Source organism: Methylobacterium sp. AMS5 (assembly GCF_001542815.1).
Lineage (GTDB): Bacteria > Pseudomonadota > Alphaproteobacteria > Rhizobiales > Beijerinckiaceae > Methylobacterium.
Genome location: NZ_CP006992.1, coordinates 4,786,396 through 4,799,369, shown reverse-complemented (window position 1 = coordinate 4,799,369; position 12,974 = coordinate 4,786,396). Strand labels below are relative to the sequence as shown.

The 12,974-nt window shown below is 70.8% G+C and carries 8 protein-coding genes; 7 read left to right on the top strand and 1 reads right to left on the bottom strand.

What is annotated here, in order from left to right; translation table 11 throughout:
• Nucleotides 1-4 precede the first annotated feature (4 nt).
• From Y590_RS21465 to Y590_RS21435, 7 genes are all read left to right on the top strand, one after another.
• Nucleotides 5-1,084 carry a 2Fe-2S iron-sulfur cluster-binding protein gene (locus Y590_RS21465; RefSeq protein ID WP_060771629.1) on the top strand — a complete coding sequence of 360 codons (1,080 nt, stop codon included), beginning with the start codon at nt 5-7 and terminating at the stop codon, nt 1,082-1,084.
• A gap of 56 nt (nt 1,085-1,140) precedes the next feature.
• A complete protein-coding gene (locus Y590_RS21460) occupies nt 1,141-2,349 on the top strand; it encodes an acetyl-CoA C-acetyltransferase (protein WP_060771628.1) in 1,209 nt (402 codons plus the stop codon).
• A gap of 2 nt (nt 2,350-2,351) precedes the next feature.
• Nucleotides 2,352-4,535 (top strand): 3-hydroxyacyl-CoA dehydrogenase NAD-binding domain-containing protein, encoded by a 2,184-nt coding sequence (locus Y590_RS21455; RefSeq protein WP_060771627.1) that lies wholly within the window; start codon nt 2,352-2,354, stop codon nt 4,533-4,535.
• The gene (locus tag Y590_RS21450) at nt 4,532-5,314 is read left to right on the top strand and encodes an enoyl-CoA hydratase/isomerase family protein (protein ID WP_060771626.1); all 783 of its coding nucleotides are present in this window, start codon (nt 4,532-4,534) and stop codon (nt 5,312-5,314) included. The genes Y590_RS21455 and Y590_RS21450 overlap by 4 nt, the downstream gene beginning before the upstream one ends.
• 11 nt (nt 5,315-5,325) lie before the next feature.
• On the top strand, nt 5,326-5,679 hold the full coding sequence (locus Y590_RS21445) for a hypothetical protein (RefSeq protein WP_060771625.1): 354 nt from the start codon (nt 5,326-5,328) through the stop codon (nt 5,677-5,679).
• Nucleotides 5,680-5,686: 7 nt separating this feature from the next.
• Complete coding sequence (locus tag Y590_RS21440) at nt 5,687-7,459, top strand: long-chain-fatty-acid--CoA ligase (RefSeq protein WP_286161800.1); 1,773 nt, start codon at nt 5,687-5,689, stop codon at nt 7,457-7,459.
• Between the two features lie 134 nt (nt 7,460-7,593).
• Nucleotides 7,594-10,368: a winged helix-turn-helix domain-containing protein gene (locus tag Y590_RS21435; RefSeq protein WP_144440031.1), complete on the top strand. Its 2,775-nt coding sequence runs from the start codon at nt 7,594-7,596 to the stop codon at nt 10,366-10,368.
• A 236-nt stretch (nt 10,369-10,604) separates the two neighbouring features.
• Here the strand turns inward: Y590_RS21435 and Y590_RS21430 are convergent, their stop codons facing one another.
• On the bottom strand, nt 10,605-12,833 hold the full coding sequence (locus tag Y590_RS21430) for a tyrosine-type recombinase/integrase (protein ID WP_060771623.1): 2,229 nt from the start codon (nt 12,831-12,833) through the stop codon (nt 10,605-10,607).
• Between the last annotated feature and the right edge of the window lie 141 nt (nt 12,834-12,974).

Here is a 12,974-nt window from a genome sequence, read left to right as displayed (position 1 = left end):
GCCGATGCCGGTCGATACGATCGCCGTCCCGGGCGAGACCCGGGCCCCCACCCGTGCCGACGCCAGGGGCTGCCGCATCGCGGTGGCCGGGGAGCGGGACTTCCAGGCCGGGCGCGACGAGCTGCTGCTGCTCTCTGCGCTCAACCAAGGCGTCAACTATCCCCATTCCTGCCGGGTCGGCACCTGCGGGCGCTGCAAGACGCGGCTCGTGTCAGGCAAGATCAGCCCGCTCGTCGATTTCGCCCTCTCGCCACTGACCAACCGCGACCTGAAGGACGGCTACATCCTGGCCTGCCAGGCGAAGGTGCGTTCGGATCTCGAGATCGAGGTCGGGCTCATCGACCACCGGGTGACGCTGCCGCTCTCGGTCGTCGGCGAGATCTCCGGCTGGCGCGTCCTGCCCGGCGGGGTGATCGACCTGCGCATCGCCCTCGACGAGCCGCTGGCCTTCCAGGCCGGCCAGTACGCGGCGCTCGCCGTCTCCGGCTCCTTCGTGCGGCGCTCGTTCTCGTTCTACGATGCGCCCCCCGGCCCCGAGGGCGCGCGTGAGGTCGGCTTCCTCGTCAAGCACCTGCCCGGAGGGCGCTTCTCCGGCTGGCTGGCGGCCAGGGACCGGTGCGGCGTGCGCATCTGGGTCGAGGGGCCGTTCGGCCAGATGGGCCTCGACGACACGCCGCGCCACGCCCTGTGCGTCGCGGGCGGCACCGGGATCGCGCCGATCCTGTCGATCGCAGAGGACCGCCTGCAACGCTTCCCCACCGAGGGTGTCACGGTCGTCTTCGGCGTCCGCGCGCAAGCCGACCTGTTCGCGCTGGACCGCCTGGAGCGCCTCTCGCGCCTCGCGCCCGGTCGCATCCGAGTCGTGCCGATCCTGTCCCACGAACCGGCCGGCAGCGGCTGGAGCGGGGCGCGGGGTCTCGTGACGGCAGCGCTCGACCCGGGCCTCGGCATCGACTGGGGCCGAGCCTCCGCCTTCGTCTGCGGCGCGCTGCCGATGGTCGAGGCGGTCGAGGCCCGGCTCACCGCGCTCGGCCTGCCGCGCGGGCGCATCCACGCCGACAAGTTCGAGCCCTCGGGGCTCTGAAGACCCCGCTCCCGCCGCGCTTCGGAGCGCGACGCCCGATCGTTCGAGAGGACCCGATGTCGTCAACCTACGTCTACGATCACGTCCGCACGCCGCGGGGGCGCGGCAAGCCGGACGGTGCCCTGCACGAGGTGACCGCGGTGCACCTCGCCACCACCGTCCTGGCGGCTCTCCGCGAACGCACCGGTCTGCCCAAGGACTCGGTCGACGACGTGATCTTCGGTCTCGTCAGCCCGGTCGAGGAGCAGGGTCAGGTGCTGCCGCGGATCGCGGCGCTCGCCGCGGGCTACGGCGAGCGCACGGCCGGCGTGCAGATCAACCGCTTCTGCGGCTCGGGCCTCGAGACCGTGAACATGGCCGCCGGCAAGGTCGCCGCCGGGGGCGCCGACTTCGTCGTGGCGGGCGGCTGCGAGTCGATGTCGCGCGTGCCGATCTTCTCCGACGGCGGCGCCTGGAGCACCGACCCGGCGGTGGCCTTCGCCACCCACTTCATCCCGCAGGGGATCAGCGCCGACCTGATGGCGACCCGCTGGGGCTACGAGCGCGAGACGCTGGACGGCTTCGCCGCCGTGAGCCACCGCCGTGCCGCCGCCGCCTGGGCCGACGGACGCTTCGACCGCTCGGTCGTGCCGGTGCGCGACGTGTTGGGTGACGTCCTCTTGGAGCGCGACGAGGTCGTGCGCCCCGACACCACGGCGGCGAGCCTTGCCGCCCTCAAACCCTCCTTCGCCGAGATGGGCGCCAAGGGCGGCTTCGACGCGCTTGCCGTGCAGCGCTACCCCGATATCGAGGCGATCGAGCACCGCCACCATGCCGGCAACTCCTCGGCCATCGTCGACGGCGCATGCGCGGTGCTGATCGGCTCGCGCGAGGCGGGCGAGGCGGCGGGCCTCAGGCCCCGCGCCCGCATCCGCGCCTTCGCGGAGATCGGCTCGGAGCCGACCATCATGCTGACCGCTCCCTCCTTCGCCGCCGAGAAGGCGCTGAGACGGGCCGGCATGCGGGCCGCCGACATCGACCTCTACGAGGTCAACGAGGCCTTCGCCGCGGTGCCGCTGCGCTTCATCGAGGCGCTTGGCATCGATCCGGCCCGGGTCAACGTCAACGGCGGCGCCATCGCCATGGGCCACCCGCTCGGGGCCACCGGCGCGATCATCCTCGGCACCGCCCTCGACGAGTTGGAGCGCACCGGGGGCTCCACGGCGCTCATCACCCTCTGCATCGGCGCCGGCATGGGCGTCGCCACCATCATCGAGCGAGTCTGACCATGGCAGCCGATCACCACCACACCACCCGCCCAGCCGTGCGCCGGGAGGACGCGGACGGCATCGCCCTGCTGACGATCGACATGACGGATCGCAGCATGAACGTGCTGGAACCCGGCCTCGTCGCGGACCTGCGCGCAGCCTTCGAGGCCGCCGTCGCGGACGAGGCTATCACCGGCATCGTCATCACCAGCGGCAAACCGAGCTTCATCGCGGGCGCCGATCTCGGCCAGATGGAGGCGCTGGGCAGCCCCGGACGGCCCGCCCGCGCGGTGGCGGACGCCATCGACTATCTCGGCGGCTTCTTCCGGCGCATCGAGACCTGCGGCAAGCCCGTGGTCGGCGCCGCCAACGGCACCGCGCTCGGCGGCGGGCTCGAACTGCTGCTCGCCACCCATCACCGCGTCTTCGCCGACGAGCCGGGCGCCCGCTTCGGCCTGCCCGAGGTCAAGCTCGGGCTCCTGCCCGGTGCCGGGGGCACGCAACGCCTGCCGCGCCTCCTCGGCATCACGGCGAGCCTGCCGCTGCTGCTCCAGGGCCGCGACCTCGGCGGCGCGGACGCCGTGAAGGCCGGCCTCGCCCACGAGGCGGTGCCCGCCGCCGAGGTGCTGAGCGCCGCCCGCGCGGCGCTGAAGGCCGGCCGGGTCGAGGCGAGCGCGCCCTGGGACCGCAAGGGCTTTCGTCTGCCCGGCGGCAGCTCGTATGACCCGAAGGTCACCGCAGCGCTTGTCGCGGCGAATGCCGGCACGCAAGCCGCGACGCAGGGCAATGACCCGGCCCCGCTCGCGATCCTGCGCTGCGTCTACGAGGGCACCAAGCTGCCGATCGACCGGGCCCTGCGCCTCGAACAGAAGCACTTCGCCACGCTGGTACAGGGCCGCCCGGCCCAGAACATGATCCGCACCCTGTTCTTCGCACGCCAAGCCGCCGACAAGCTGGCCCGGCGCCCGGCCGCCGAGCCGAAGCGGCCGGTCCGCCGCCTCGGCGTGCTCGGCGCCGGCTTCATGGGCGCTGGCGTCGCCCAGGTCTCGGCGCTCGCCGGGATGGAGGTGGTGCTGGTCGATCGCAGCCCGGAGATCGCTACGAAGGCGCGGGACGGCATCCTGGCCCAGCTCGAGGCCGAGCAGCGCAAGGGCCGCCTGAGCGAGGCCGCGCGCGAGGCCGCCGCCGCCCGGATCACCGCGGGCGCCGACCACGCGTCATTTGCCGGCTGCGACATGGTGATCGAGGCGGTGCTGGAGGATGTCGAGGTCAAGCGGACGGCGATCCGCGCCACGGAAGCCGCCCTGGGGCCGGACGCGATCTTCGCCAGCAACACCTCGGCCCTGCCGATCGACGAGCTGGCCGAGGCGAGCGAACGGCCGAAGAACCTGATCGGCCTGCACTTCTTCTCGCCGGTGCCGCGCATGGCGCTGGTCGAGGTGGTGGTCGGCGCAGAGACCTCCGACGCGACGCTCGCCCGTGCTCTCGACTACGTGCGGGCGATCCGCAAGACGCCGATCGTGGTGCGGGACGGCTACGGCTTCTACACGACGCGCTGCGTCGACGCCTACATCCGCGAGGGCCTGCGCTGCGTCGCGGACGGCATCGATCCGGTGCTGATCGAGAATGCCGGCACGGCGCTCGGCATGCCGGTCGGGCCGCTGGCGCTGGTGGACGAGGTGGGCATCGACGTGATGCACCACATCGCCCATTTCTTCCGTGCCCGCGAGAGCGGCCCGGCGGCCGACGACCGCCACACGGTCAATGCGATGCTCGACGCGCTGGTCGCCGAGCGCCGCTTCGGGCGCAAGACCAGGGCCGGCTTCTACACCTACCCGGCCGACGGCCCGAAGCGCCTCGACCGCGCAGCCATCGCCGACCTCGCCCGCGGCGCGCGCAGCGAGACCAGCATGGCGGAGATCCGCGAGCGCCTGCTCTACGCCCAACTCGTGGAGGCCGCCCGCTGCTGGGATGCGGGCATCATCGACGAGGCCGGCGAGGCCGATCTCGGTGCGATCCTCGGCTGGGCCTTCCCGAGCTATCTCGGCGGTCCGCTCGCGGCCATCGACGACATCGGCGCGGGCGCCTTCGCCGACCGATGCGCCGCTCTAAGCCGCGCGCACGGTGCCCGGTTCGACCTGCCGGAGAGCTTCGCCACCGATGGTGCGAAGGCCGAGCGCCGTCTCTACGGAGCGGCCGCATGAGCCTCGCCGACCTCGACGTCGGGGCGGATGGGGTCGGGTATCTGACCCTCAACCGCCCCGAGGCGCTGAACGCCATCGACATCCCGACCGCTCAGGCGATCCGCGACGCGACCGCGGACCTCGCCGCCCGCGACCTGCGCTGCCTCGTGCTGCGCGGGGCCGGACGCGCCTTCGTGGCGGGGGGCGACGTGAAGCGCTTCGCCGACGACTTTGCGCGCTCGGCCGATGTGATCGACGCGCTGCTCGATTGTCTGCACCCGGCGATCCTGGCGCTGCAGGCCCTCGATGCGCCGGTGGTGGCGAGCGTGCACGGCGCGGTCGCCGGCGCGGGCCTGAGCCTGATGGCGGGGGCCGACCTCATCATCGCGGCGGAGAGCACCCGGTTCCTGATGGCCTACGACCGGATTGGTGCAGCGCCCGATTGCGGCGGCACATGGTTCCTGCCGCGCCGGCTCGGACCGAGCGCCGCCGCTCGGCTGATGCTGTTGGGCGAGACCTGGGACGCGGGCCAGGCCCTGGCGGCCGGTCTCGTGGACCGGGTGGTACCTGATGCCGGTCTCGCCGCCGCCACGGACGACCTCGCCCTCCAACTCGCCACCCGCCCGACCCGCGCGCTGGGCGCCTGGAAGCGTCTGAGTACGGCGGCCTTCGCCACACCGCTCGCCCGGCATCTCGAAGCGGAGCGCTCGGCCTTCCGGGCCGCGACCGGCACGGCGGACTTTCGCGAGGGCGTCACCGCCTTCCTGGCCCGGCGCGAGCCGGCCTTCACCGGCCGCTGAGGGGATCGAACATGACGCTCCAACAGATCGCCTTCTGCCTGCTCGCAGGCGGGGCCTTCGGAGGGGTGGGCCTGGCGCTGCTGCCGCAGCTGGGCCTGCGGCTGCCGCGCGGGTTCGGCACCGTCCACGGCCTCGTCGGCCTCTGCGGGATCGCCGCTTTGTTCTTCGCCAATCTCGGGATGGAGGGCGGTGCCCCCGCCGCCGCGTGGTGGGCGCTCGGGCTTACCGCGTCGGCACTGGTCGGCGGCCTCATCCTGTTTCGAACGCTGTTCCGGGGGCGCAGGCCGCTGCCGCTCGTCGGCCTGCACGGTGCCCTGGCGGTGGCCGGGCTGTGGCTGCTCAATCCCCTCGCCTTCGGCCTCTGAGGGCAGGATGCCGGCGACCACGGCCCTCGGGCCGCCGGTCGGAAGGGTCGCTCCCGGCGCGACCATGATCCGCGGACGGGAGGACGACGTGAACGCGCTGACGGCCTTTGTGATGGACGAGCATCCGATGATCGAGCCGCCGGTGGCGGCCTGCGAGCCGCAGGCCGGGCCGGCATCCACGCGTTACGCCCCGCCCGCGCCGGGGGATGCCGGTGCCTTTCAGCTCCAGTTCACGCAAGGGCTTCACCGAGCCCTGCAGAACACCCCCGACACGGTGGCGACCCTGTGTAACGGGCGCGCGCAGACCTTCCGCGCCCTGGCGGACCGGGTGGCACGGATCGCAGGCGCCCTGCGCGGGCTCGGTGTCGGGCCGGGGGACCGCGTCGCGATCCTGGCTCTGAACGCCGACCGTGTGCTGGAATACTACCTCGCGGTGCCCTGGCTCGGGGCCTTAGTGGTCCCGTTGAACTTCCGCTGGTCGATGGACGAGATCGTCAGCGGTCTTGCCGATTCCGGAGCCGGCATCCTGTTCGTGGACGACGCCTTCGCGGCCGAAGCGGGGCGGCTGCGCGCGGCCTGCGCGGGCCTGCGCCACGTCGTCTTCTGCGGCGAGAGAGAGGCGAGCCCGGACGGCCTCTCCCTCGAGGCGCTGGTGCGGGACGCCGACCCGCTTCCGGACGCCGGCATCGGCGGTGCGGCGCCCTTCGGCATCTTCTACACCGGCGGGACGACGGGACGGGCCAAGGGCGTCGTGCTGAGCCACGCCAACATCCTTCTCTCCGCGATGGGGATTCTGGGAGAGGGCGCCTATGCCGAGGGCGCGGTCGGCCTGCATGCGGCGCCGATGTTCCACCTCGCCGACCTCATGGCCACCGCCTGCCTGCTCCTGCGCGGCGGCACCCACGTGATGCTGCCGGCCTTCCACCCGGAGGCGGTGGCCGCGCTCGTCGCGGAGCACCGCATCACCGACCTCCTGATGGTGCCGACCATGCTGCAGATGCTGGTGGATCATCCCGCCTTCGCGGCCGCCGACACCTCGTCCCTGCGCTCGCTCCTCTACGGCGCTTCGCCGGCCTCCGAGGCGCTGATCGACCGGGCCATGCGGGCGATGCCGGGCGTGGCCTTCGGACAGGTCTACGGGATGACGGAGGCGGCGGCGACGATCTCGATCCTGCGACCCCGCGATCACGAAGCGGCCGGGCGTGGGGCGGGGCGGCTGCGCTCGGCAGGCCGGAGCTTCTGCCACACGCAGATGCGTATCCTCTCGATCGACGGACTGGAACTCGGGCCGGGCGAGGTCGGCGAGATCGTCCTAAGCGGGCCCAACGTCATGTCCGGCTATCACGGCCGGCCGAGCGCTACCAGCGACGCCCTGCGGGACGGGTGGCTCCATACCGGCGACATGGGATACCTCGACGAGGCCGGCTACGTCTTCATCGTCGATCGCACCAAGGATATGATCATCACCGGTGGCGAGAACGTCTACTCGCTGGAGGTGGAGAACGCGGTCTGCGGCCACCCGGCCGTCGCGGCGGCGGCGGTGATCGGCGTTCCCAACGCGGAGTGGGGTGAGAGCGTCCACGCCGTGGTCGTGCTGCGGCCGGATTGCAGCCTGACTCTCGAGGATCTCGGGCTGCACTGCCGGCAGCGGATCGCCGCCTACAAGTGCCCGCGCAGTCTCGCCATCGTCGAGCGGCTGCCGGTCTCGGCGGCCGGCAAGCTGCTCAAGACCGCGCTGCGCCGGCCGTTTTGGGAGGGCCGGGACCGCAAGGTGGGCTGACTCCGACATCGGGCCGGGCGCTGTCAGGGCTCACCCCGTCCGACGCCTGGACAGACGAGCCCCCCGGGATCTTCACTCGGGGGCGATCAGCGGGAACAAGACATCGGCACGATGCGGTTCCGGGGAGGAAGACGATGCCTGCCGAGCCTGACGCGCGGACCATGCCGCCTGTTGCGTCACAGGACGCCTCGACACTGCACGAGGCTTTCCCTGGGGGCGCTGCTCTCGCTCCGCTGCTGCGGACACTGTTCGAGCCGCCGGCCTATGGGTTCGCGCCCGTGGAGACGCGCGTGCTCCGCTCGTTCCGCTCGGGCCCCCTCACCAAGGTCACCCACGCCGTCGCGCCGACCGGGTTCGGCAAGACCGTGCTCATGACCCAACTGCATGCCCTGCTCGTCGCCCGCGGCGAACGCTGCGTCTGGGTCGGCCTCGATGACCGGCCGGTCGATCTGGCCGTCCTGCTCGGCTACATCGAGGCGGCGCTGCGGCTCGACGGACCGGGCGCTGTCATGCCGATCATGGTTCAGCCGCGCGGGGAGGGCCCGGTGCGGATCGAGCGCATCGTCCAGGCTCTCGATGCCCTGCCCAGGGACACCACGCTCTTCCTCGACAACCTGAACGCCTGCCAGGATCCCGAACTCGCCCTGCTGATGGACGCGCTGGTCTTCCGAAGCCCGCGCACCGTCCGCATCGTCGCGAGCTCGACCCGCCGGATTCCCTTCGACATCGGGCGGGCCCGGGTGGAGATGAAGCTGCGCCGCCTGACGCCGATGGAACTGGGCTTCGACCAGAGCGACACGCGGGCGGTCCTGGAAGCCGCGGGGCTGGCGGACGTCGCACCCGAGACCGTGGCGGCGATCGTCGGCCGGACGGAGGGTTGGCCCGCGGCGGTCCGCCTCGTCCAGCTCATCTTGGAGGGCGAGGCAGGCGATGCCGGCGCCATCGAGGGCTTCACCGGCGCCGACAGTGACTTCGCCGCCCTGCTCTCTCGCCGGCTGATGAGCACATTCGACCCGGAACTCGTCGCCTTCCTGCACGACATCGCGGCCCTGCGGGTGTTCTCGGCGGACCTCGCGTCGAGCGCCACCGGGAACCCGGACGCCGCAGGCTGGATCCGCTACCTCGTCGAGCGCAACGTCCTGATCGTGCCCCTCGACCGGGAGCGGACATGGTTCCGCTTCCACGCCCTGTTCCGGGAGTTCCTGCTGGCCGAGAGCGCGCGGCGCGACGCGGCGCGCCAGCGTGCGGTGGCGGCGCGGGCCGCCGACTGGCTCTGCGCGCGCGGCGAGCACGGCCACGCCCTCGACCTCGCATTCGCGGCCGGCGATCCCGCCCTCATTGCCGCGCTCCTCGACGCGTCAGCCGAGCCGATGGTGCGCGACCGCGGCGAACTCCAGGGCTTCATCGATCTCGTTCAGCGCGCGACCGCCTGCCGGGCTGAGCCCGGGCTCGATACCCTGCTCTGGTACGCCTGGGCTCAGGCCTTCACCCGGGATTACGGCGGCGCCCGCGCGACCCTGCGCCGGCTCGCCGAGCGAATCCCGGCGGAGAGGCCCGACGAGCCGGTGTCCGGCCCCCTGCGGCAGCGGCAGCGCGCTGCCGAGATCGTGGTGAGCTACCACCTCAATGATCTTCGGACGGTGCGGGACGAGGCGCCCGCCTGGCTCGCGACGACCGAGAACCAGCAGCCCTTCGACCGGGCCGCCGTGGCGGCGGCTCTGGCGCTGGCAGCCCTTACCGACAACGATTTCGGCCGCGCCCGCCACGCGCTGCGAGAGATGGACGGCGCCATTCTGCAGACCCGCAGCGATTACGGCCGCGCCTGGGCCTGCCTCGTGGCAGCCACCGTCGATGTAGCGCAGGGGGACGCGACGGGCGCCGAGCGACACCTCGGCGCTATCGATGCCGGCCTGCGCGGTCGGCTCGGCGGCGAGGCCGGCATCGCCGCCGTGCTGATCCTGATGGAGGCGCGGGTCGCAGCCGATCTCGGGCGGCAGGCCGAGGCGCTGGAGCATGTCCGGGCTTGGTTCGCCCGCGGCGTCGAGAACGGGATCTTGGAGATCGCGTGGCAGGCGATGGACGTCGCCGTCGACGCACTCGTCACCGACGCCGCACCCTTCGATCTCGACGCACTCGGCGCCTTCGCAGCACGGTTCGGGCCGCGCCTGAGCTTCCTCCTCGGGGTCGCTGCAAGCCGCCGCCTCCTGCGCGCGGGAGCCTTCGAGGCGGCCCGGGAACGACTCGGACGCCTGGACCTGATCGACCGGGACGGGCACCTCGTCACGGCGCTGCCGTCTGCCTTGAGTGCTGCGGAGGCGTCGGCAGCCCGTATGGCGCAGATCGAGTTCGGAACCTCCGCCGGGACGTGGCGGCAGGCCGAGGAATTCGCGGCGGCGGCCCTGCAGGACGCCGTCCGCGACGGGCGCCGCCGGGAGCAGGTGGAGCTTCACTTGACGCTCGCTGCCCTATCCCTGCGCTCCGCCAACACGCCCGGGGCCCGCGCGGCCTTCGCTAAGGCCGTCTCGCTCGCGGCTCGCACGGCCCTAATGCGTCCGTTCCTGCAGCGCGAGGGTTTGGTGCACGACCTGATCGTGGGGACACCGATGAAGAAGCTCGGCCTGATCCAGGCCGCCGACCTCGCCTTTTTTCAGGCGATCTGCACGGCCGTCCGTGCGAGCCCGGCGGGCACGGAGGCCGAGGGGGGCTTCGCCTTCGATGCGGCGACGCCGCGGGAGATCGAACTCCTCCGCTTGCTCGATGGCGGCTATGACAACGCTCAGATCGCGGCGAAACTCTCCCTGTCACTCCCCACCGTGAAGTGGCATCTCTCGAACATCTATTCCAAGCTTGGCGTCAGCAAGCGCTCGGCGGCGCTGATCCGGGCTCGCGCCCTACGGTTGCTGACATGACCGGCCGCCGCCACAAGTTCTTTTCCCGCGGCACGCAAGTCGAAAAATAAGGATCACGACCGATCACAACGGGTCTCGAGTACGCGTCCGCTTTGAGATTGATACGGCCCTTCTGCTGCGAGCTTGATGAGTTCGGCTCATGGCGCAAATGAGAAACGCCAGCTGAGCTGCTTGAGCGCCAGCATCGGAGAAGCGGCGAGGGTCGGCTGTATGAGCGGGGCGTGCCGCATCAGGCTTCAAGTCGCGTGGAGCGGCTTCTGGTCTGGATGTGAACGGAACTCCGTTATCGGCGGAGACCGTCCAGATCCCACGGCGTCGTCTTTGCGCGTGAATGGATGAGCCGATGAAGAGGATGACGGGCGTCTTGATCGCCGTCGCCTCCCCATCACGCAATCCTTCGACGAGCCGTCAGTGATCACTGTTCCAAGAAGCGCCCAGTCATACGTCCGCAGACCTCGCGTGACTTCAGTTATGGCCGCGATGGCCGTGAGCAAGTCTTCGGGTTTGAGCGTCTTCTTGTAGTGGCGCGAGTTCACCGTGGCGCCCTCATGGCCCAGCATCGACTCGCGGATCGGATCGAGCACCAACCGCCTGATCATCTCCGTGTTGCCGAAATGCCGGAAGGAATGGAACGTCTTTCCCTCCTCCCGCGCCGACGGTAAGGCTTCGTCCAGAACGACTGTCCAGCGCTTGTCGAACAGGTTCGACAGGGGTGTGTTCTCGCCGAGCTGGGCGATCTCGGAGAAGATCAGATCGTGTCGCCCGCCCGCTTTGGTCCGCACGAAATCCAGGAAGCCGAGGCGGATGAGCTCGGGATGGATCGGCAGCGTCCGGCGAGACACCGCATTCTTGAGACGCCGCCGGCGTGTCGGTTGGATCTTGAGCGTGCCCCGCGCCACGTCGATGTCGCCGAGTTCGAGATAGGCCAGCTCGGACAAGCGCGCGCAGGAGTAGTAGCCGAGAAGTGGCAGCCAGTAGACGGCCGCGAAAATCTGTTGCCTCCGCGCGATCCGCAGCATCTCCGGCTCCGAGGCCGTCGAGGTCCAAACGGGGTGCGCGAACAGCTTCTCTACCTCGTGAACCTCGAAGGCCGGTCGCTTCTCACCATCCCGCTCCGGATCGATCAGCCGGAAGTCGCTCAGGAGCTCGACCTTCCCGATCGGGCGCTGATTGGCGCGGCAGTACTTCGCGATTGTCGAGAGCTGGGTGATATGCCGGTTGACCGTCGCGGGACTGAGCCCAACCTTCTCGGCCTGACCCGCGGCCCGCATCGTTCGTCCACGCTCAATGAGATCCGCAATCGACAGATCCGCATCGCGTGAACTCTTGCCGTAGGATTTGGGCAGGTTCGAGAGGTTCTGGACGTAGGCGGCGAGATGCGCGTGCGTGATCCGCCGCAGGTCGTCGGTCCCGGCGATGTCGCCCAGCATCCTGGCGACGGCCCGATGCTGCCGCTGGGTCTTCTCGTCCCAGGTGACACCTTTGTGGATGATGAGCTCTTCGACCATCGTCGTCAGAGAGTTCGTGATGGACTCGGAGACGGCTTCTACGCCCGTGCTCGCATCGTCCTGAACTCGCTGTTCGCGGTCTGTAGCGCGGTCGGCGGTAACTTGGACGGCATCCTCGCCATCAAGCTCGGACCGCACACGCGATGGTTTTGGAACCGCTTCTGGAGCGGCGGCCTCCGTTTCCGAAGGGTACGACGCAGGTGCTGGCGGAGCGGGTGGGTGTTTCCTGGCCGGTGCAGGGCCCTGCTCGGATGCGGGATGGCGGGCAGCTTCAGATAGGGGAGGGGTAGGACCACCATCATCATCACTCGCGGTCTGCCGAAGTATCGGCGGAGCGTGGATCTCGAAGTCGCCCCATTCGAAGCTGTCGGCGCCATCGAAATCGGACGAGGCCCAGCCCAGCTCGTCGCGTGGCATCTCGCCCCTGGCGCGCATGGCAGAGAGGTTGGCCCAGGCCTCACGCGGATCGCAACGGGCCTCGGCATAAGTTGCAGCGAACTCGCGCGAGACATGGCCGGAGACAGCCGCGAGTCCACGTAGGCATCGGATCAGGCCCGCTTCGGTCACGGGCTCGTCCATGCTCATCAGCATCGCCTCGAGGTAGGCGCGGGGCGGCGTGAGCCGCCCGGTCTCGTCCGGGCGTCCGAGATCGCGCAGGTAGCCATTCGAGATGCGCCGCCTGATCGCCCCGCGTTCCGTTGGGCTGAAGCCTTCCTGCTTCAGGCGAGCATCAAGTTTGCCGTCGTACCCGGCTTCGAAGCCCCTCTCTGCGGCCAGGGCCTGCAGGCGCCCGAAGATGCGGTACTCCCGGGCGCGCCTCTCCATCAGCGCGGGCCAGTCGCCGACGAGCGGATCACGCGGCGGATCGAGGTCGCGCTGCAGACGCGTCAACCGCGCGCCTCGCTCCCGGTCGACATAGGCGCAGAGATGGTCGCGGATCTGGCTGGTGGTGCGCATGGCGGGATCGTCCCGAACGCGGAGGCTTTCCGCGTTGAGCGCCCAGCCGAGTGTGCGCGCACTGGATGGGTCGGTCGTGCCCAGGCTCAGAGCAACCGTGGTGGAATTCCCCTTAACAGAGGCACCAAGCGGTCGCGTCCG